12 protein-coding genes and 2 pseudogenes are annotated in these 21,426 nt (G+C 54.1%); 10 read left to right on the top strand and 4 right to left on the bottom strand.

Annotated features, from left to right (window positions below; genetic code table 11):
• The first annotated feature begins 66 nt into the window (after positions 1 to 66).
• The gene (gene dsr1 / locus CK910_RS08530) at positions 67 to 3,885 is read left to right on the top strand and encodes an anti-phage defense-associated sirtuin Dsr1 (protein WP_098982243.1); all 3,819 of its coding nucleotides are present in this window, start codon (positions 67 to 69) and stop codon (positions 3,883 to 3,885) included.
• Positions 3,886 to 4,102: 217 nt separating this feature from the next.
• Positions 4,103 to 4,657 carry a recombinase family protein gene (locus CK910_RS08535; RefSeq protein ID WP_098982245.1) on the top strand — a complete coding sequence of 185 codons (555 nt, stop codon included), beginning with the start codon at positions 4,103 to 4,105 and terminating at the stop codon, positions 4,655 to 4,657.
• 136 nt (positions 4,658 to 4,793) lie between these two features.
• Here CK910_RS08535 and CK910_RS08540 read toward each other — a convergent pair whose 3' ends face one another.
• A complete protein-coding gene (locus tag CK910_RS08540) occupies positions 4,794 to 5,786 on the bottom strand; it encodes a DUF6402 family protein (RefSeq protein ID WP_098982247.1) in 993 nt (330 codons plus the stop codon).
• A gap of 18 nt (positions 5,787 to 5,804) precedes the next feature.
• Positions 5,805 to 8,876 (bottom strand): SH3 domain-containing protein, encoded by a 3,072-nt coding sequence (locus tag CK910_RS08545; RefSeq protein ID WP_098982249.1) that lies wholly within the window; start codon positions 8,874 to 8,876, stop codon positions 5,805 to 5,807.
• 637 nt (positions 8,877 to 9,513) lie between these two features.
• Between CK910_RS08545 and CK910_RS08550 the strand changes: the two genes are divergently transcribed.
• The 5 genes and pseudogenes from CK910_RS08550 to CK910_RS08570 all read left to right on the top strand — a co-directional run.
• On the top strand, positions 9,514 to 9,885 hold the full coding sequence (locus tag CK910_RS08550; protein WP_098982251.1) for a hypothetical protein: 372 nt from the start codon (positions 9,514 to 9,516) through the stop codon (positions 9,883 to 9,885).
• Between the two features lie 99 nt (positions 9,886 to 9,984).
• Positions 9,985 to 11,025: a hypothetical protein gene (locus CK910_RS08555; protein ID WP_098982253.1), complete on the top strand. Its 1,041-nt coding sequence runs from the start codon at positions 9,985 to 9,987 to the stop codon at positions 11,023 to 11,025.
• 10 nt (positions 11,026 to 11,035) lie between these two features.
• A complete protein-coding gene (locus tag CK910_RS08560; protein ID WP_098982255.1) occupies positions 11,036 to 12,166 on the top strand; it encodes a caspase family protein in 1,131 nt (376 codons plus the stop codon).
• Entirely contained in the window at positions 12,156 to 14,132 is a 1,977-nt protein-coding gene (locus CK910_RS08565; protein ID WP_098982257.1) for a pYEATS domain-containing protein, read from the top strand. The genes CK910_RS08560 and CK910_RS08565 overlap by 11 nt, the downstream gene beginning before the upstream one ends.
• 89 nt (positions 14,133 to 14,221) lie before the next feature.
• Positions 14,222 to 14,467 (top strand): annotated as a pseudogene (locus tag CK910_RS08570) (transposase); the annotation flags it as partial.
• Between the two features lie 12 nt (positions 14,468 to 14,479).
• On the opposite strand, the gene CK910_RS08575 reads toward CK910_RS08570, so the two are convergent.
• Positions 14,480 to 15,631, bottom strand: coding sequence for an IS30 family transposase (locus CK910_RS08575; protein WP_098982260.1), 1,152 nt, complete (start codon positions 15,629 to 15,631; stop codon positions 14,480 to 14,482).
• Between the two features lie 64 nt (positions 15,632 to 15,695).
• On the opposite strand from CK910_RS08575, the pseudogene CK910_RS08585 reads away from it, so the two are divergent.
• The 3 genes and pseudogenes from CK910_RS08585 to rlmD all read left to right on the top strand — a co-directional run.
• A pseudogene (locus CK910_RS08585) lies at positions 15,696 to 16,595 on the top strand (IS3 family transposase); the annotation flags it as partial.
• Between the two features lie 915 nt (positions 16,596 to 17,510).
• Positions 17,511 to 18,953: an ammonium transporter gene (amt, locus tag CK910_RS08590; RefSeq protein WP_098982263.1), complete on the top strand. Its 1,443-nt coding sequence runs from the start codon at positions 17,511 to 17,513 to the stop codon at positions 18,951 to 18,953.
• A 188-nt stretch (positions 18,954 to 19,141) separates the two neighbouring features.
• Positions 19,142 to 20,494, top strand: a complete 1,353-nt coding sequence (rlmD, locus tag CK910_RS08595; protein WP_098982265.1) for a 23S rRNA (uracil(1939)-C(5))-methyltransferase RlmD — start codon at positions 19,142 to 19,144, stop codon at positions 20,492 to 20,494.
• A 313-nt stretch (positions 20,495 to 20,807) separates the two neighbouring features.
• On the opposite strand, the gene tppF is transcribed toward rlmD, so the two are convergent.
• The gene (gene tppF, locus CK910_RS08605) at positions 20,808 to 21,425 is read right to left on the bottom strand and encodes a type IVa pilus pseudopilin TppF (protein WP_098982268.1); all 618 of its coding nucleotides are present in this window, start codon (positions 21,423 to 21,425) and stop codon (positions 20,808 to 20,810) included.
• Between the last annotated feature and the right edge of the window lies 1 nt (position 21,426).

A 21,426-nucleotide genomic window follows, 5' to 3' on the forward strand; every position in this document is an offset into this window, starting at 1 on the left:
CAGGGAGAGCCCCATGTAACCCATTAGCAAATAAGTTTGCGAAAGTGCATTGGATAGGAAAACAGTATGCAATTTGTTCCCAATGGTCCCGATATTCCTGATGCGCTATTACAGGCGCAGGAGGAGGGACGAGTGGTGTTTTTCTGTGGCGCGGGTATCTCCTACCCCGCAGGCCTCCCTGGCTTCAAAGGGTTGGTCGAGCAGATCTATCAGCAAAATGGTACAGACCTCTCTGAAATTGAGCGTGAGGTTTTTGAATCTGGGCGATTCGACGCCACGCTTGATCTACTGGAACGACGCCTACCAGGCCAGCGTCTGGCAGTCCGACGCGCACTGGCAAAGGTGCTGCAACCCAATCTTCACCTTAAGGGAGCCACCGATACGCAGGCTGCACTGCTGCGGCTCGCGCGAAGCCGCGAGGGTGCTATGCGGCTAGTTACCACCAACTTTGACCGAGTGTTTCATGTGGCGGCTAAGCGCTCAGGTCAAACATTCCAGACCTATGCAGCTCCAATGCTGCCTATTCCGAAGAACAGCCGCTTGGATGGATTGGTCTTTCTGCACGGCCTGCTACCCGAGAAAGAAGACGACACAGCTCTGAACCGGCTAGTCATCACCAGCGGTGATTTCGGTTTGGCCTACCTCACTGAGCGCTGGGCGGCTCGATTCGTGAGCGAATTGTTCCGCAACTATGTGGTTTGCTTCGTGGGCTACAGTATCAACGACCCGGTGCTGCGTTACATGATGGATGCGCTGGCTGCCGACCGAATGCTAGGTGAAAGCACGCCGCAGGTCTGGGCACTGGGTGATTGTGAGCCGGGGCAGGAGCACCGTAAAACCATCGAGTGGGAGGCCAAAGGCGTCACACCCATCCTCTACAATGTACAACCCGGCAGCTACGATCATTCAGCTTTGCATCAGGCTCTTCTGGCTTGGGCCAACACTTATCGCGATGGTGTGCAAGGCAAAGAAGCTATAGTAGCTAAATATGCTAGGGCACGACCGCAAGGCAGCACAACACAAGACGACTTCGTAGGCCGGATGCTGTGGGCCTTGTCGGACAAATCCGGTCTGCCGGCTAAGCGCTTTGCCGAATTCAATCCCACTCCATCACTGGATTGGCTGTTGGAGGCCTTGGCGGACGAGCGTTTCAGGCACATTGATCTAACCCGCTTCCAGGTGGCTCCTCACGAAGAGGTAGACGACAAGTTGAGCTTTAGCCTTATCCGTCGGCCTGCCCACTATGACCTAGCCCCGCAGATGCTGCTGGCATCCGGAAGGATTATCGGCAGCAAATGGGATGATGTGATGTTCCATCTGGCCCGCTGGCTCACGCGCCATCTGGATGACCCAAAGTTGGTTATTTGGATTGCAGAACACGGTGGGAAGTTGCACGACAGCTGGTCGTTACTGATCGAACAAGAACTGGAACGCTTTGCTTCCCTAGAGCAGGAGGGCAAGACTGCTGAGTTAGATGAAATACGCCAGCAATCCCCTAACGCTATCCCAAGTCCCCTGATGCGTACCTTGTGGCGGCTACTGCTTAGCGAAAAAGTGAAATCAAACTACCATGGCCCCGATCTTTATCGTTGGATAAAGCGGCTGAAATGGGAGGGGGTGACAACCACATTACGCTTGGAATTGCGTGAACTACTCGCTCCCTTGGTGACTTTGAAGAGGCCGCTTCACCGGGAGGATGGCAATACAAGTACAGGTAAGCCTGTCCGTCTCAAGCAGTTGGTGGACTGGGAACTGGTGCTGGCTACCGATCATGTGCGATCTACCTCCTATTACTTTACTGGTGAGCACTGGAAATCTGCTTTGCCAGCATTGCTTGATGACTTACAGCAATTGTTGCTCGATGCCCTAGACCTACTGCGAGAGCTCGGTGAAGCCGATGATCGCCACGACCGGTCACCTTGGGATCTACCGTCCATCCTGCCACATCGTCAAAACCGAAAGTTCCGCGATTGGGTAAGCTTGATTGAATTGCTGCGCGATGCTTGGCAGTCGGTTTACAACAGTAACAGTCAACGAGCGACACAGATTGCTCATTCTTGGTTCGATTTGCCCTATCCAACCTTCAAACGAATGGCCTTATTTGGAGCCTGCAAAGATGGCTGTATCTCCCCCGAACACTGGGTAGATTGGTTACTGGCCGATGATGCTTGGTGGTTGTGGGCAATTGAAACGAGGCGAGAAGTACTCAGGCTGTTCGTTTTGCAGGGGTATAACTTGGCAGGGATACAGCAGGAACGTTTGGAGGCGGCCATCATGGCTGGGCCTTTACGCGAAATGTATCCAGACACTTTCGAACCAGAGCAGTGGCAAGGTAAAGTTTCCCGCTCTATTTGGTTACATCTTGCCAAACTTAAATTATCTGGTCTTACTTTGGGGGCTACCGCTGAGGCTCAATTAACTGAGTTGTCTGCTTCTTTCCCACAATGGAAGCTGGCGGATAATGAGCGTGACGAGTTCTCAATCTGGATGAGTGGTACCGGTGATCCAGACTATGAGGAGAGCCGTGATATCGATATTGCGCCTAGCAAGCGGCAAGATCTTGTACCGTGGTTGATTAAACCTCTACAGCTGGATCAGAGGCCACTTTATGAAGATACATGGCGCTATGTTTGCCTGAAACATCCACTAAATAGCTTGTTTTCCCTTGTCGACCTAGTTGAACAGGGACATTGGCTTACCGAGCGTTGGGGGGATGCACTGAATGCTTGGAGCAGTGGGAGGAGAGTTCAGCGTTTGTGGCGTATTGCAGCCCCGTATGTACAAAAATTGCCCGATGCCGTCATCCAAGACATCAGCCATGCGTTGACGTGGTGGATGCAATCAGCATCCAAGTCGATCAACATTCACGAAAGTATTCTGCTGAGCCTTTGCAGACGAGTGTTGGCGCTGCCATTGAAAGCTGGCACCGAAATGACGGTCAATGGTGAGCCGATTGACCAACCTGTTACAGAGGCAATTAACCATCCCGTAGGACACGTCACGCAAGCGCTGATCAACTTGTGGTTCCAGCAAAATCAGAACGACAATGATTTGCTTCCTGCTGACATCGAACCCCTGTTTACGCAAATTTGCGATGTGCGGGTTAGTCGGTTCCGACATGGCCGGGTGATACTGGGTTCACGCCTAATCACATTTTTTCGGGTGGACAGGCCTTGGACCGAACAATACCTTCTTCCACTGTTTAGTTGGAACGATCCAGTGGAGGCAAGAGCTGTTTGGGAAGGCTTTCTCTGGTCCCCCCGTCTATACCAACCCTTGTTGACTGCCTTCAAGGCACAGTTTTTAGAAAGCGCAAATTATTACACCGAACTTGGTGAGCATCGCCAGCAATTTGCAGCATTTCTGACGTACGCCGCACTGGGGCCAACGGAGGGGTATACAGTGCAAGAGTTTCGCACTGCGATTAGCGTACTGCCGCTAGAAGGGTTGGAGGAAGCAGCACAGGTACTATCCCAGGCGCTGGAAGGTGCCGCCGACCAGAGAGAAGATTACTGGACGAACCGCGTCAAGCCGTTTTGGCAAGATATCTGGCCAAAATCTCGAGACTTGGCAACCCCTAGAATCGCCGAATCCTTAGTACGACTGGTTATTGCTGCGCGAGGCGAGTTCCCCGCAGCCTTGAGCGCTGTAAAGGACTGGCTGACACCGATTGAACATCCGCACTACGTTCTGTATGAGCTGCACGAATCAGGCTTGTGTAAACGGTTCCCAGCTGAAGTATTGCTGCTGCTGAATGCGGTGATTTCCAAACAGCCATGGGGGAGTGAGGAGTTTAGTCAATGCTTGGGCGAGATTGTGAGCGTCGATCCACGGCTATTGCAAGATGCCAGTTACCTACGACTCGAAGAATATTCGCGGATGTGAACTATAAAAACGGCATCTAGTACGTCCCGAATGAATGGGGGCTTATGGTAAACCCCATCTCCTCTATGCTATCCACCCAATTGAAGTGGACCATAACGTGTACCTTTTGGCCCATCCAGAACCCCTTCCCAAACCACTAGCTCAAAGCTGTTGTTATTTCTATGAGCCCCCCCTATCCTTAGAGCCATAGATTATGAGCCAGTGAAAGGAGCATCTCATGGCGGTGATCGGGTATCTCAGGGTAAGCACGGGCGAGCAGAGCGTAGAGGCTCAGCGGCATAGCATTGAGCAAGCTCACAGAGTAGAGACTTGGTTTGCTGACGAGGGCGTTTCGGGTGCCGTAAAGGCACTACAACGTCCAGGGTTCGCCGAATTGTTCAAGTTCATACGCAAGGGGGACACACTGATCGTTCCCGCTGTCGACCGTCTTGGGCGCAATACCATCGATGTGTTGAATACGGTTGAGGCACTGCAAGGCAAGGGCGTTTCAATCATCAGTTTGCGAGAGGGGTTCGACCTGTCCACACCCATTGGCAAAGCTATGCTCACCATGTTGGCTGCTGTTGCAGAGCTGGAGCGATCGAACATTAAAACCCGTCAGATGTCCGGGATTGCCAAGGCGAAGGCAGAGGGCAAGGCGCTCGGACGTGAAAAGACAATTGACGATGCTGCCGTCGCCATCTGGCGTATAGAGAACACAGCGAGCATTAAATTGACTGCTGAACACTTCGGGATCTCGCCCGCCAGCGTGAAACGCGCTTGTAGGCCTTAAGGTCTGGCTGGTCTATTGACTGAATCACCCCTACGAGGAGCTTCTACTTCAACAGCCCGGCCCATATCTCTTGGTTCGTAGCAGCAAGCCCATCTATACCTCACTTGCGAAGCCAAACCGCAATCATAACAGTAACTTATAATGGAATCTGGTAATCAATTTCTTTGACCTTCCTGGTTACAAAGTCAGAGACAGAAGAGAAATCAACACACTCCAGCCTGCTTCGTCCAAACGAGCAATTATCCAACCAGGCGTTGTACTTTGGTGCAAACTCACTGGCATAACGTTGAAAATCTGCGTTACTGAGAGTCGTCAATTCACTCCCCCCTTTCTCTGCCCAAGCCCCAAGGTACTGAGAGAGTTGACCAGTCAAAAACCAACCAGCAATTCTTGCTGCCAAATTAGTGGCGCTTCCATCGTCACTAAAATCGTAGTCGTCAACCAATCGGACTGCCACAGCGGAGGGGCGCAACCAAACTGCGTTGTTTTTTTCGGCTTTGTATAGTGTACCAATGACGTACTTTCGAATTCCAAATGGCCCGATGGCGGCATAGGCATCTGAGATAGTTGGATACTCGCCCTGCTGTAAGTAGTCAAATGTATTGATTTGACTTGACTTAATGAATATTTCCGGGTTGGATGAGTAATTTTGAAGGGGGACTTCAACCGACCAATTCGATTTTTGTGAGTTATTCTTGATGCATGCATCAATAAATTTTCGCACCCCAGCGAATTCTTCAGAGAAGTAAGCTTCCTTAGTCGCGATGGTTTTTAGCATTGTTTCGGTATCGCTAAGGGCTGTATCTATCGCGAATCTTACTGTCTCACTCCGGTCCGAGAAGTGCTTTACTTGGATCCGCCACACACGATCGTGCTTGAATCCTCCACCCTCGGCGAAGTCTTTCTTCTTACCATATTGCCATAGCCAAGCGAGCTTCGATGCAAGATCCATTTGGTTCCCGGCCAGAATCTTTGGAAGACAGTAGATCAGCATGAGTTTTCGATCAGTACGAAGCTCTAACGGAAGTTCTAAATCCACAGCAGGATCGGTCTTATTCCATCTGATAGCAGTCATTTCAAGTGCTGCTCGCTTCGCAAATTCGAGCGGCACATTCAGTGTCCCCGGCATACGATATTTTCTCCTCTTTCAGGGACTGGGAGTCAGTACTAAAAACAAGACGTTAGCGCTATCGTCATGCTGCAGCAGCACGGCGTGTTTCTCTGGATTTTTTGTCCAGGACGGAAGTTCTGAGTAATCTATCCGCACGCTAGACTGGTTTTTCAAGATACTCACCGACCCCTCGCGCTTGCCGTCCACCTTGATCGCCCAAGAGCCAGGCACCACACCACTTGGAAAGTTTAGAAGCAGCGCCCCGTCCTTCACGGTCGCAACCACATGCGGAGTAACAGGGTCAGAGTCTTTTTCACCTCCCAAACTTGCATAGTAGCGAGCTAGCCCTCTTTCCTTAGCGGTTTCAGCAGCCTTTAGCGCAACAGTTTGAGCCCGCATTTCTTCTGCGTACGGCTCAGTCGCGGGGCGCATGCCAACTAAAGAGTCCACATACAACCCGGGAGATGCTACCCGTAGCTGATCCTCCTTCAAAACGTGCGCACCCATAGCCGAGTCGTCTAGTAACTTCTCGAGTTGCTCAGTCATCTTTTGGATGACCCTAGACAGTTCCTCAGATTGTTGTTCAAGAGTCGAGTTTTGATTAAATGCATTTTTACCGATGCGCTTTTTCAACTCCACAAAATCGTTATCGTAGGGTAGCGGAGGATTGAACTTCCCCTCCTCCGGCTGCTCATGGCGAAAATACTCACTTTTGAAGAGATCAATAAACGAGCCGAGTACCTGTGACCAATAGGCCCAGTGGGCCGCCTTATACTCAGGAGTGTCTTCTTCAAAAGCACAGCTAAATGGAAGCTGTTGCCACGAGAATATGGCTAAAGCTCGTGGCAGATCCTCCATTGTCAGCGTACGAGGGATGGTGATGCCGCTTCCCGCCACTAACTCCACGCCAGATTCCACCACGATCGACATTTCATCGATGCAAAGCTTTGTAGCTAAAACATTGTATAGGCGATAGAACAGTAAGTTGAGAGTGCGGCCCTCATTGATGTTCCTAATGCGAATTGTAGTCGCCTCCGAGCGCGACGATTCGGTCTTCACACTCACCGAGGAACGAACTTCCTGCTTAGTGTTGCGAGCTATGCTGGATGCTGCTTTGCGCGCAATCCGTTCGAATGAGCGGGCGAAGCGAGACGACGACATCGTTGAGTTTCCAGAACTTGAAAGGGATCCGGTGATGCCTTTGATGGTTCCGGAAGCCGAGGCCGACCACGAATTACTGTTGCTGTGTTCCGATGTAGAGCGTGCTTCCTTTTCGATCTCAGAGTTCAAGTCGTTCTGCGACGTCTCCGTGAGGTCCAAAACCGAAACGGTGGATCTGGTCTCATCAACAGTTCGGCTCGATTTCTGCTCAACAGTGACGGTCCTTTCTTCACCTGGAGCTAGGTTGATGGTGTAGACCAGCTCGCCAAGTTCGGAATTATTCCATTGCGTCCGGTAGCTTAGGTTCTCTTCTACATACATGCGAGGAAAGCGCACAGGCTTTATTCCCATTTGCGGCCGCTTCACAATTACATAGCGTGTCAGCATCATGCTCTTACTTATCTTCTGCTCATATATGGGCAGCCAAATGGCACAACAGCGTCGAAATCTCTCATCGTTTTCGCACCTGAGCATGACTGTTTCCAGTGGCTCCCCCTCGGCAGTGAGATAGTTCGATCCCACCCTTTCGAACCTAAATGATGTGAAGCCTGCAGCCGAAAGCTGTCGTTCACGCTGGCTCCAAGGGTCTAGGTCAACGGCAATTTCCGAGTGTTTGGTTACCCATTTGTCATGACGTACATACTCTGTCCATTCGTATGTGCTACTGCTTGCCCCGATCCCAAAGAAACCTGAACTAGAACGCGAGCCCGTTCTAGTATGAGCTGTCCGCCAAGTGATCACCTCCTTGTAAGGTCTGTACAGCCGCCCCTGTTCGACTTGGTCTTTGGAGCCGTCCTCGAATGCCCACTCCTCGGTCTTGTCTGCGATGATGTAACCGAGCGCTGCAGCCTTATCCTTCAACTCATTCTTTCGAAGCTTCCCGTCGAGCTGGGGAGCTTTCATGGTGAGCACGGCACGCACCAGGGCATTCACCTGGGACTCATCCATCAGGCCTGTGGCCGAGCCGATACCAAATTTATCGGCAGCTTGTGCAAGGTCGTTAGTGAAAGGAACTAGTGCATCTAGTTCGCTATTTTGGCGAAGAATAAGCGCAGGCCCTAAGTCGACCTGCTCGACATCCGTCAACAAAAGCTCTGAGTTCGGATAGATATTCCCTGTGCCTGTTTCGCTTTCGAGCACGCATTGCTCGAAGCTCTCTACCTTAAATTTCAGTGTCTTTAGGAAAGTATCAACGTCGACTAAGTCATCGGCTTCGATCACTTGATCTTCCTTTGACACAATTCGAAATAGACGATCCGCAGTCGGATGCGCCAGAACCCAAGCCTCCACTGCAGCATCCCATTCAGCGTGCCTAATACTTATTCCAAATCCGAATTTTCCGATTTTGAGCTGCTCGTACCTCAGACGTGGGACACAAATACGTTTTTTAGAGATCATGCGATTAATATTTTTATTAAACACTTCCTCAGCGCTACTCAGATCGTCGAGCCCCCACAGATTCGCAAAGTACCTAACAAAATAAATAAGGTCCTTTCCCTCACTAAATACGGGACCTATTCCGGCTTTGTAATCTTTAGCCAAATCGGCGCTTAGTAGGTAGTTCCAGTCTATATCCAGAATTCTGGATCTGTGCATATTTAACGCTTCAGCACCACGAGCTTTTGTGTCTGGTGGAGAGACTCCCAGGTACGAACCTAGTTTGGTGGACTCCTCATCAAGCAGTAACTCTCCACGGATCGGCATACCCGACCTCTGACTATCTGGCACTTCCCAGCCGCCACCCTTTCGTAGCAGGTCGATGCCAATGAATCCGCGCCATATGGAGTTACGATGTGCTGTTCGAATGCTTACCCAGTCCCTGTTGACTTGGGAAAAGACCTCTACGGGATGGCCTGCTGGCAGAACGTTGAGAATGTTATCGTCGCCAAGATCTTGAGGAGAGGACCTCAAATTGACTGATGTCGACGTGAACTGAATCTGTGCCATCCCTTTTGTCTCCTGTAGCCATGCAATTGGCTATCGCCATCCTCGTTCGTCAATAGTAGCCAAGCAGTCCAAATCCACCATTCGAGTCCATGCTGACCTTCACCCTGACTTCAGGGCTCGACCCCAGAGTCAGAGTCGGTCGACCTTGACGGGCCAGGCAATACGGGCAGATAGGGGAGCGGGATGCGCGTGGCCTCACCGGCTAACCCATCGTGCGTTACTTTCAATACGTCACCGGCCGACCGGGGCCCAGACTCTCCCACCAACCCGCGTGGAGAGAGTGAGAGGCAGGGTAAATTCCGGCCATTCGCTTGAAGGAATAGTCTCAGTCGATCGGCACAGATCGTCTCCGCACACAAATTTGAAAGGCAATGACCATTTGGTTCGTCTAGCGACCATGGGAGGCCGAACGATGCACTTCATGGCATGGAAATGACTAAGCCATTTCACATGAAACTGCCTTCATTCTGACCTGCCTCCAGCCTTAGTACCGCTGCTTTATTAGTAACCCCCTGCCTATAGCAACATAAGCAGGTCTGCCACATAGAAAGCACGTCATGTGTCTACTATTGTTTTTAGTCAATCAAGTTCTGATAAATGTTGGCAGTACTATTCGAGTGGCAGGGAAGGAGAGGCAATGGCTACCTACACGATCTTGACGAGGGACGGTATCGCGGACGAGGGACAGGAACAGTTACTTGCCAATCTAGCCGAGGATCTCAAGAAACCGAATGCGAAGCTGCTGTTGCATCTTCACGGCGGATTGAATGATGAATCTACGGCAATAGCCACTGCCAAGCGACTCTCGGGTGCCGGACCAGACAGCTGGAAGCTTGAGAGTGACTGGACACAGGTCTACGTCGTATGGCGAACTGGTGCGCTCGAAACGATCCAAACCAACTGGACTGAGCTCGTCCGCGATGATCGCCTCTATCAGACCATCCTGCGGAAGTTGATCACCTTTGTCGCACGAAAGCTTGGCGAGCCAATGTCCCCCCCCCCCCCCTAGGGGCGAGGTGCGCAAACGCTTGCAGTTTCCGAAGCCGATATTCAGCGTCGCTTGACAGGTCAGGCTGGGCCACGTCCCTTTGATGCCCTAGATGCCAAATTGGCTTCCGATCGACCAGCAGGTGAACGCGCGACAATCTTTGGCGGGCAATCCGACGGTGATTTCGCCATCGAATTTAAGGATGAGCTCAGAGCCGATGCGGATTTTCAAAACGTCACCAGCGATATCGATGAGGCAGTCAATGTACCAAGTGGTGCCCGTGTGGCCTCGGCAGGTGCAAACCAGCCAGCCGGCGAGAGGATGCTGGATCGGCTGAACGAAAGTATCAAACGAGAACTAGAGCCCCCACCAATTGTAGCGGGCCACCATCGCGGCATTGTCTCTATATCAGCTTTATTGCTCAAACACGCACGCAATATAGCGCTCAGTTGCTTTAAGAGATTTCGGAGCGGTCGAGATCACGGTTTGCACGCAACTGTGGTCGAGGAGATCTGCCGGGAGTTTTACGGTGATCTCATTGGTGCGAAGGTATGGGGGATGATGGTCAAAGACGCTGCTGATCACTTCGGCGCTGGGAGGTTCGGAAGCACGCTGGTAAGTATGCTGAAAGCGGGGGCACCTGATAACTTTGTGGTCACCGCACATAGTGCTGGGTCGATCTGGGCATCTCATTTGCTTCAGCACATGAAGGCCGAACAATTGCCGGGGGGAGTCAAGCTTTTCTTGCTTGCTCCTGCAGTGCGCAAAGATGTCTTCGCGGCCATGCTTGATAGTTCCGGCGATCTTATTTCCCGTTGTCGCATGATTACCATGACCGATGAGTTCGAACGCCGGGACGCCGTGCTTGGACACGACAAGAGTTATATCTATCCGAGCTCCCTGCTTTACTTGGTCTCCGGCCTCTTCGAAGAGCAAGCGAACGGGCCTTATATTGATGCCCCCCTCTTGGGTATGCAGCGATTCGCGACACTGTCAGGCTTAACGATCGCCGAGGCTGAAATAGAAAATCGCATCGCAGCATTCTTTGAACAGGCTGACTGCGACATCATCTCTTCGCCCACAGAGGTGTCAATGGCCAATAGCCATGGGGCGTTTGACGACGAACCTTTGACGCTGGCGACAGCTCGCAGTCTGTTCTGAGCAGGCACCAATGAAGAGTTGGGCAATTGTTGTAGGCATCAACGACTATCCACAGCAAGCTGGACAGCGGCCGTTGAGGGGGGCGGTTGCAGATGCCTGCGACTTCGCCGATTGGATTCTGGACCCACAGGGTGGCAATGTGGCTCCGGAGCGGCTCTTCTTCTGGACGTATCCCTGGCCTGAGCCGCCACTGCCAGGACGACTAGGTACTTATCTCAGTGGAGAACTGCCGTTGTGGTTCAGCCATGATGACGGCTGGCAACCTCCCGACTCGACGTGTGCGCCTAAGGCGATGGACATTACGTCCACGATTGAGCAAGTAGGGCGTACAGCCAATTCAACGGCGCTGGACGACGGCGATACCGAGATACGGCGAATCTATGTATTTCTTGCCGGTCATGGCATTCGTGCTCAGACATTTGACCGCAATGAGGAGACTTGCTTTTTGGCAGGCGACTTCCGTCCGCTCTCCTCAAACTTGGCTGCAGGCCTGGTGCCCTGCGAGAGCTTTCGCAAGGCTCTGCTGCACAACCGTTTTGACGAAGCGATTCTGTTCACTGACTGCTGTCGATCAGAAACAGCTCGACTGACACTGAAAGCGCAGCCGGTCTCCGACTACAGCGGCGATCCAATTGCAACGTGGGGCATGGCGTTTGCTGCGCAGGATGGTGAGCCAGCCTATGAGACACAGACGCCGCCGGTCCGAGGGGCGTTCTCAAGTGCCTTGATGCACGGCTTGCGAACTTATCGGCCAGGGCCCGGTGGTGAGTTACACGCAGCACTGCTTCGAGACTTCGTCGTTACTAATATTAAAAGTTATACCAATAGTGGTCAGGTGCCCAATCTTTTGTATCGGCCTGATCCCGATGGTCCCTTGATTGTGACTGGCAGCCAGGCAGGAGGACGGAACCATCCCAACGGTCCTCTCGTCGACGTTTCTGCATTGGCAAATGGCACCAAACTTATCCTAAACGGTGGCGACAACAAGCCAGTTCCGGGTATGGCACCGTTCACGGTCACGGGGCCGACCTTACAGTTGCCGCCACTCGCAGTCGGTCTCTATCTGATCGAGATTGCCGACGGTAGTGGCCGTTACACGATGTTCGTGCAACCCACTCCGGAGAACGTCCGTGTCCCATGACATCACCGCGCCTCGGCCGCTATTCAAGTTATCGCTGCGCACACGGCCCGGCATCGCAATCAGACTACTTGATTCCAACCTGAAGGAGATCACGCGCGGCTCTGGTGAACTCGAAACCGAGCAACCCGAGGGACTGTATTTGGTGCAATGGAGTTCCGCAGGGCATCAGTCAACGACGATGGCGCGCGTCGACGGCAGCCAGAAGGTAATGGAGCTTAGGTTTGATCCCAGTGATATGGAATCTAGTACAACGCATTCCGGTAGCGATCGCATTGACCTTGCATTGATAGATACAATCAGCGACACATTGAAGTCCTCTGGACGGATCCAAGAATCCGCCATTGTACTGATCGTTACTGGCGATGCCGAGATCCTTAAGGAGGTACCCGATCTTCGTCTACGCCTGTTTGATCGGAACGATACTGCAATGAGAAGGGACTCTGGCCATGCTATCAATCTTGACCTTGGCTCCAACGAGCAAGCTTATGCTTACCGCGTCAAACCCGGTCGCTTCCACATCGGTTTCCAGTCCGTCCTCAATGAGCGGCTCGGCCTAGCCGTCCCAGCGCTTGCTGGTCGCCAAACGCTGGTCTTTTTGACGGTCACTCGCACCAAGTTGATCGTTCCAGACGACGGGCAGTTTGTTGAGGAGAGTAGTGTAGGAATTGACCCAGTTAAGACGACCATCGTGACCGTCCGCGGCGATGAAGAAACCTATCGCGTGCGCGAGAGAGTCCGCCTTGCTGGCCTGCTTCTTTACGACCTTTCCAACGGGACAAATTCGCTTTCCCGTGATGTCGTCTCGGTGCTTGATGACATTAAAACCGATCCTCTTGTCCGGCTTTATGGCGCACTGGCCGCGCTCTCTGCTTACAAGCGCGGCGAGGATCTGGGAGCGTTTGATGAAATCGCTTCTGTACGAACGGCCGCTGGATCCTTGCAACCCTGGGTCGCTCGAATTTGCGACTGGATTCCAAACCCGGGTCAGCCGGGCCTCCCAACGGATGCTCTCGCAGCCCATTGGGAGCTGGCACGAGCTGCCCCTGGAAAAATCAGCAAAGACGGAAACACGGCCTTGCCTACGCGAATCGAAACTCCTCCAATGCTTGAGTGCGCTTGGCTCTGGGCAATCGAGGAAAGTATTGTCCGGCCCGACGCCATCCGAGGGACTGCGCTTGTAGCCGCGGCCACCCGCTCGTCAGGAGGGACTGCGCCGTGGTTGTGCTGGCGGCTTTCTGCCAGCAAAGCTAGGTCGCGCCGGAGCCCTACGACTGAGGGTTTGCCATTGCTCGCCGCTCAGGTCATAGAGAAGCTTGAAGCGGTGAGCGGCCCCAGAAGCATGGGGCGAGGTATTGCAAGTAAGCTAAAAGTCTTGAGCCCCGAAATTCAGGCAACGGCGCTGCGGGTACTTCAGATCATGAGTTCCGGTGGGCGGCCGATCGATACCGGCGGTATCACCGACTTGGCGGTTTCTCTCGGTCTGCCGGCCCAGCAGCTCCGCAGTCGGCTGGATAGGATCAGCAAAATACTCGACACAGCAGCAACATCAGTATCAGACGCAGCCCAAGATGAACTTGGTATCTCCAAGCGCAATGAAACAGCCCCAGGGCTACTGCGACGTGTGGAGCACAGGGACGATTTGCAGAACGGCCGTTTTGGCGGTATGGCTGGCCGTGCTGGTTTCAAGGTTTCTGCCGAGTTCGAAGAGGGCAGCTCAAAAAACTGGGTTCGCATAAAGCTGCACGTGAAGGGACCGAGCAAAGATGGTGAGGAAGTAGAGTTCCACCTTCACGACAGCTTCAAACCGTCGACGGTCACACGCCGCTTCAAGAAAGGTGCCGCCCAACTCGTGGTTTCAGCATGGGGTGGCTTCACTGTTGGCATTTGGATTCCTGTACGCAAAGTCGAACTAGAGCTGAATCTCGCAAAGCTCAAAGCGGCGCCTCAAATCATTCGCGAACGCTGACTTGTAGTGGTTCAATGAATTTGGACTGAATCGCCCCTACTTTCCTAGACACCTCAAGAGCCTCAAACTGAGGTCATTCAGGAGGTGTTATGAGCAAGCAGCAACGTTACACGGAAGAATTTAAACTGGCCGCCGTCAAGCAGGTGACTGAGCGCCATTACCCAGTGGCAGAGGTCGCCGAGCGACTTGGTGTTTCCAGCCATAGTCTTTACGCCTGGATCAAACGCTATAGCCAGCCCGACGTGCAGCAGTATGAGTCCAGCCAGCAAGCCGAGATCCGCCGCCTCAAGGCCGAATTGCGCCGCGTCACCGATGAGCGAGATATCTTAAAAAAGGCCGCTGTAGATTCAACTTGTCAACGCAACACCCTTTTCAAGGATCTCCGTTGGCGTTTTAAATCTCAGAGTTTTCCTCGGTCTGTTGTTTAGTTGGGCTGCAATCTGATCCAGTTCCTGCTGGGTATACTGGGCAAGACATGTCTTTTTGGGGAAGTACTGTCGGATCAGGCCATTGGTATTCTCATTCGTGCCCCGTTGCCAGGGGCTCTGAGGGTCGCAGAAGTAAACCTGAACTCCTGTGCTGGCGGTAAACTCCAAATGCTTGGCCAGTTCCATGCCGCGATCCCATGTCAGTGACTGCCTGAGCGTTGGTGGAAGCTCTTGGAATTTGTCTGTAAGTGCTTGATTCACAGAACCTGCATCTTTTCCACTTAGCTTGAGAATAAGGGTATAGCGCGATTTTCTATCTACAAGTGTGGCTATGTGAGAGTTCTTGGTACCGGAAACCAAATCCCCTTCCCAGTGACCGAAAGAGCGTCGGTTATCGATGTGCCTGGAGCGCTCATGAATTGAAATGCCGTTCACGATATTGATGGTGCCTCTCTCTCCCTTACGGGTATGGCGTTTTCCATGGCGCAGGCTGTGGGAGCGACGCAGATGTTTGACAAGCAGGTGGTGCAGCGCACTCCGACTGCGAAAATACAGCGTTTTATAGATTGTTTCGGCAGAGATCTGCATCGCTTTTTGGCGGGGCATCGTTCTTCTGACCCACCCCGATATCTGCTCTGGAGACCATTTCAACTCGAGTTTTTCCAGCACCAGTTTTCGCAGCCGCGGGTTCCGTTCCAGAAGGCATGCCTTGGGTCTTTTGGCCATGCGGTTAGCGCGATTGTTGGCATCAACAGCTTTGTAATAGCGCCTGCCACGGTTGCGTTGAACTTCTCGAGATATTGTTGATGGAGAGCGGTTAAGGGCCCGCGCTATATCACGGATACTCATCTTTGAAGAAAGACCGGCTCGAATCTCCTCACGTTCGGATAGCGTCAGGTGAGCTACTGCTCGGCGACGCTCGGTCGGTTTGATTCCTCCCGTGTCCCTCAGCATGGTGAAAATTGTACCGGGTTTTGAATCCAGGATTTTTGCTATATCACTGAAGCCAGTACCGCGCTTCCACAGATCAAAAACAAACGCTTTTTCCTTTGCTGTAAATGTTCGTTTCATTCAACAATCCTCCGCAACTGCATGTTTTCACATGGTTGTTGCGTTGATCAATTGAATCTACAGCCGCGTACTTTGCCAAGCTGTCAGGTTAAGGTACGCCTTCATCCGGGAACACGAGTCCACGCATCCTGTCCGCAGACTGTGCCGGATGATGAATGTCCACCCGAGCGGTTATTACGCTTGGCAGCGACAGCCCTTATCTACCCGAGCACAGGAGGATCAACGCCTCCTGGGCCAGATCAAGCAATGTTGGCTAGAAAGCGGGGGCGTCTATGGTTATCGCAAGATCCGGGATGACCTGCGAGAAATGGGCGAGACCTGTGGCAAGCACCGGGTGGCGCGATTAATGCGACATGAAGGGTTACGTTCACAAACCGGCTATCACCACCGTCCAGGCCATTATGGTGGCCGGCCAACGGTGGTTGCACCGAATCATTTGGAACGCCAGTTCGATGTGACCGAGCCCAATAAGGTCTGGGTAACGGACATCACCTACATTCGCACGCATGAAGGCTGGCTCTATCTGGCTGTGGTATTGGATTTGTTCTCACGACACGTCATTGGTTGGTCGATGGGGCCGCGGATCGACCGAGAGCTGGCCATCAGTGCGTTACTGATGGCGGTGTGGCGACGGCGACCCGAACAAGAAGTGCTGGTTCATTCCGACCAAGGGAGCCAGTTTAGCAGCTATGACTGGCAGGATTTTTTGCGGGAAAACCAGCTCAAGGCCAGCATGAGCAGGCGCGGCAATTGCCATGATAACGCGGTGGCGGAGAGTTTCTTCCAGCTCCTCAAACGCGAGCGAATCCGACGTCAAACCTATGCGGATCGCGAGGAGACCCGGCAGGATGTGTTCGATTACATTGAAATGTTTTACAACCCCAAGCGTCGGCACAGTTTCAACAATGGGCTATCGCCAGTAGAGTGTGAAAAGCAATATTTCGAACGGCTCAAAAGTGTCTAGAGAAGCCGGGGCGATTCAGATCGACCGTGAGAGTCATCTAGTGGTTGGTGAAGACGGGCGGATCTGGCTGAAATTGCCCGAGCTGGATCGCATCTTGCCCCTGCTGCGAGGCGCTGCGGCAACACACCTGCGCCTTAAGATGAAAAGGGCCGGATGGCATCCGGCGGTATAGGACATTTCGTGCAAACCTAGCTTGCTACACTAGTCATTTTGCAATTGTTGATAAGCCCTTATGGCGCGAAATTTAGCGAAAACCTACCGCAACCAAGACTAACCAGTGACGACCAAACCCGCTTGATTCAATGGTTTAAAACTGCCAATATTTGCCTGTAACTGCTTTGCTGTGATTCAAAATCCGCCGATGAATAATCGTGTCGGTTCGAGTCCGACCCCGGGCACCATCAGATTAAGTGACAAAAGGCCATCAGCAATGATGGCCTTTTGTTTTTCTGCCTCCTGGTGTTCCCTTCTTTATCCCTTTATCCCTTTATCCCTTTGTCCATGAGCACTCTCATCGTTCGTATGCTGGGTGGCTTGTTTCTGCCACATTCGGCTGTGTGTCCGTCACCGCTCTGCAATCTGTTCCGGCTTATGATCTGCTCTATTTCGGTGCGTGCTGGTTGCGCTGCACAGCAGAGGTGCGCGCTTGCTCAGGTTGGCGCACCTTGTGATCCAATCTGGTGCATTGGTCAGCCTACTTGATATTAAGATATTGATTATAAGCAATTTATTTAGTTGGCTCGCTTTATGCTTTAAAGCAATCATGTCGCCATGATGCTGCCCGATGAAGGAAGCATGACCAGGGCAGTGGCAAGTGTGTGCTGAGTGTGAGTTTGTGTGGATTGTCGGATTCGATGTTCATATCAGGAAATGGACCCGGACAGGTGCCGGGACGACAGGGAAGGAGATGGCTGTATGCTCAAGAGACTCGTGATGACTGGCCTGTTGGCGCTTGCCGCCTTGCTGGCCGCCCCCAGCTGGGCTGAAGAGGTGGTGGCCGCATCGGCCGACGTTGTGCAGGCCGCGGCGCCAGTCGCTGCCGCTGTGACCATCAACAAGGGGGACAACAGCTGGATGCTGCTGTCTGCGGCACTGGTGATCCTGATGTCCATTCCGGGACTGGCCCTGTTCTATGGCGGCCTGGTGCGCAGCAAGAACATGCTGAGCGTGTTGATGCAGGTGTTCACCCTGTTCTCGCTCATCTGCGTGCTGTGGATCCTCTACGGTTATTCGCTTGCCTTCACCGAGGGCAACAGTGTCTATGGTTCCTTCAGCAAGGCGCTGCTCAAGGGGGTCACTCCTGACTCCATTGCGGCGACCTTCAGCAAGGGAGTCGGCATCAGCGAGTTCATCTACGTGGTGTTCCAGGGGGCCTTTGCGGCCATCACCTGCGGCCTGATAGTGGGCGCCTTCGCCGAGCGCATCAAGTTCGCCGCCGTGCTGCTGTTCTCGGTGATCTGGTTCACCTTCGCCTATATACCGCTGGCCCACATGGTGTGGTACTGGGCGGGTCCGGATGCCTACACCACGGCCGAGGCGGCGGCGACCGCGACGGCGACGGCCGGTTATCTGTTCCAGCATGGTGCACTGGATTTTGCGGGCGGCACAGTGGTGCACATCAATGCCGCCGTGGCGGGTCTGGTGGGGGCCTATCTGGTAGGCAAGCGTCTGGGTTATGGGCGTGATCCCATGACACCGCACAGTCTCACCATGACCATGATAGGGGCCTCCCTGCTCTGGTTCGGCTGGTTCGGTTTCAACGCCGGCTCCGCACTGGAAGCCAACGGCATAGCCGCACTGGCCTTTATCAACACCTGGGTGGCACCGGCGGCGGCTGCGCTCTCCTGGACCTTGGCCGAGTGGGTGATGAAGGGTCGTCCTTCCCTGCTGGGTGCTGCCTCCGGCGCCGTCTCCGGTCTGGTGGTGATTACCCCGGCAGCCGGTTTCGTCGGGGTTGGCGGTGGCCTGGTGATGGGCCTCATCAGCGGCGTGGCCGGTTTGTGGGGGGTTCACGGTCTCAAGCGCCTGCTGGGAGCGGATGACAGCCTGGATGTGTTTGGCGTGCATGGGGTGTGCGGCATTCTCGGTGCCCTGCTGACCGGCGTCTTTGCCAGCCCGGATCTGGGCGGCACCGGAGTGTGGGACTATGTCACCAACCAGGTTGCGGAAGGCTACTCCATCCTGGCCCAGATCAAGATCCAGGCCATCGGGGTCGGGGTCACCATCCTCTGGTCCGGGATTGTCTCGGTCGTGGCCTACAAGCTGGTGGATCTGCTCATCGGCCTGCGAGTGAAGGAAGATGCGGAGCGGGAAGGGCTGGATGTCACCACCCACGGTGAAAAAGCCTATAGCCTGTAACAGCGTAGGGTTACTTGCTGACAGGATCGCCGCCGGTTATGCCGGCGGCTTTTTTATGTCTGCAAAAGTGGAGTGCGCCTTGCCCCACCTTTTATGCCTGCAATTTGACAGGATCTCCGCTAAACTCTGCCACCCTTAATGGGCTTGCCCCATTTTCCCCATCATTTTCTACGCCTTTGGAGCCGCTCATGCCGTTAGTGGGACATCAACACCAGATCGAGATCCTGGAACTGACCGACAAAGGGGATGGCAAGGGACGCCTGTTCGATCGCCCCCTGTTTGTCGAGGGTCTGCTGCCCGGTGAGCAGGCGTTGGTGGAGCTGACCGAGGTCAAGCCAAACTATCTGCATGGCAAGGTGACCGAGCTGCTCCAGCCGTCTGCCGATCGGGTCGCCGATTTCTGCCCCAACACAGAGTGCGGCGGCTGTCAGGTGCGCCCGCTGGCCTACCCGGCCCAGCTCAAGCTCAAGCAGGCACTGGTGCAGAGCGCACTGGAACAGGTCGGGCTGGGTGATACTAAGGTCAACCCGATCCTCGGCATGGAGAGCCCGTTCGCCTATCGCAACAAGGCGCAATATGCGGTGCGTGGCTGTGAGGCCGCTGCCGAGATTGGTTTTTATCGCAAGCACTCCCACGATCTCATCACCGCGGACGATTGTGCCGTGCAGGATCCACTGCATGTGGAACTGAACGCCCGGGTGCGCAACTGGATGCGCGAGCATGACATCGCCGCCTATGACGAAGTGGATCACACCGGCTGTGTGCGCAACCTGATGACCCGCAAGGGCTTCAAGAGCGGCGAGCTGATGGTGGTGCTGGTGACCCTGGGTGAAACGCTGCCGTTCGAAGCCGAGCTGCTGGCGAGCTTGAGCGATCTGCCCATCACCACCCTGGTGCAGAACATCAACGATGAGCGCACCAACCGCATTCTGGGGGCTACCAACCGGGTGCTGCTGGGGGAAGGGGTGATCCGCGACAAGATCCACGAACTCGCGTTCGAGATCTCGCCGCTCTCCTTCTTCCAGAACAACCCGACCCAGACCGATGTGCTCTACTCCAGCGCCCTCGAGTATGCCGAGCTGACCGGCAACGAGACTGTGTTCGACATCTATTGCGGTATCGGCACCATCTCCCTGTTCCTGGCTGGCAAGGCCGCCAAGGTGGTAGGGATCGAATCGGTGGAGAGCGCCATCAGCGATGCCCGTCGCAACGCCGCCCTCAACGGCATAGAGCACACCGAATTCCACGTGGGCAAGGCCGAGCTGCTGATGCCCGAGCTGCACTCCCAGGGCGTGACCGCCGACGTGGTGGTGCTGGATCCGCCCCGCAAGGGCTGTGACAAGGCGGTGCTGCAGACCCTGGTCGCCATGGCGCCGCGCCGTCTGGTCTATGTCTCCTGCAACCCGCAGACTCTGGCCCGCGATCTCGCTTGGCTGGTCAAGCAGGGCTTCGTGCTGGATGAGGTGCAGCCGGTCGACATGTTCCCGCACTCCATGCATGTGGAGGCGGTCGCCCGCCTGAGCCTGCCTGCAAAGGGCTGACAGGTACTCGCGCCGCAGCGATTGAATTAGCCAGATGGCTCTGTTAAAAACGACTCCAAATGGAGTCGTTTTTTATGCCTGCCATTCAGGTGCCGAGCCATGGCATCGGACTTGGAGAGCGGGGTAGGAAATAGAAGGGGACGACAGGATGAGGTGCAGACCATGAAAGGTATCTTGTTACGCTGGTTGGCTCGCTACGATGGCTGGTGTCAGGAGTGGGGACTCACACCGGAGAACCGGCGCTGCTGCGCGCCGGTGCGTTATGACGAAGATGAGCAGGAAGAGCCGACGTCGGAGGGTGACGCCACGTCACTCAATCAAAATTGCGCGTCACGGCCCCGGTAACGCTGTTGTAGTCAAAGCTCAATCCATCCGGGTTGGCCGGGAAGCGGGCGATGGAGTCGCGCAGGGTATAGCGGCAGTTGCTGTGAGGCTCGCCATCTTCATCTATATGGCTGCCGGGTTGCTCACTGGACAGGTAGTCGGCTCCGGCCTGGATCTCGGGATCCTGATCGACCGAGGCGACGGTATAGCTGCTGTCCAGCAGCCCCTGAAACAGCAGGCGGCAGTCTGACTGGTTACTGACCGAGATGTAGTCTCCCTGACCCGGAACATAGGGCTCATTGATCCCCTTGCGGCCCTGATCCTCGTCTGTGCCGGCGGGCCAGCCATAACGGTTGATGTCGAGGTTGCGTTGACCCATGCTGCCCAGATTGTAGAGTGCCTGATCCTGCGCCTTGACCGCCCAGCCAGCATGGGCAAGCTGCACCGCGCTGGCGAAGCTGCCGGCGGTGGTGGCAACCGTGCTCTTGAGGGCATCATCCTTGATATTGATGAAGCGGGGCATTGCCGTTACGGCCAGAATCCCCAGCACTATGATGACCATCACCAGTTCTATCAGGGTAAAGCCATGATTTGAGCGTTTCATTATT

Origin of the sequence: Aeromonas sp. CA23 (genome assembly GCF_002587065.1) — a bacterium.
In the GTDB taxonomy this organism is placed as follows: domain Bacteria; phylum Pseudomonadota; class Gammaproteobacteria; order Enterobacterales; family Aeromonadaceae; genus Aeromonas; species Aeromonas bestiarum.

Bases quoted from the DNA above. Each gene is read 5' to 3' on its own strand.
- CK910_RS08560 (WP_098982255.1), top strand. From the start codon at position 11,036: ATGAAGAGTTGGGCAATTGTTGTAGGCATCAACGACTATCCACAGCAA.
- CK910_RS08545 (WP_098982249.1), bottom strand. From the start codon at position 8,876: ATGGCACAGATTCAGTTCACGTCGACATCAGTCAATTTGAGGTCCTCT.
- CK910_RS08575 (WP_098982260.1), bottom strand. From the start codon at position 15,631: ATGAAACGAACATTTACAGCAAAGGAAAAAGCGTTTGTTTTTGATCTG.
- CK910_RS08540 (WP_098982247.1), bottom strand. From the start codon at position 5,786: ATGCCGGGGACACTGAATGTGCCGCTCGAATTTGCGAAGCGAGCAGCA.
- rlmD (WP_098982265.1), top strand. From the start codon at position 19,142: ATGCCGTTAGTGGGACATCAACACCAGATCGAGATCCTGGAACTGACC.
- CK910_RS08550 (WP_098982251.1), top strand. From the start codon at position 9,514: ATGGCTACCTACACGATCTTGACGAGGGACGGTATCGCGGACGAGGGA.
- amt (WP_098982263.1), top strand. From the start codon at position 17,511: ATGCTCAAGAGACTCGTGATGACTGGCCTGTTGGCGCTTGCCGCCTTG.
- dsr1 (WP_098982243.1), top strand. From the start codon at position 67: ATGCAATTTGTTCCCAATGGTCCCGATATTCCTGATGCGCTATTACAG.
- CK910_RS08535 (WP_098982245.1), top strand. From the start codon at position 4,103: ATGGCGGTGATCGGGTATCTCAGGGTAAGCACGGGCGAGCAGAGCGTA.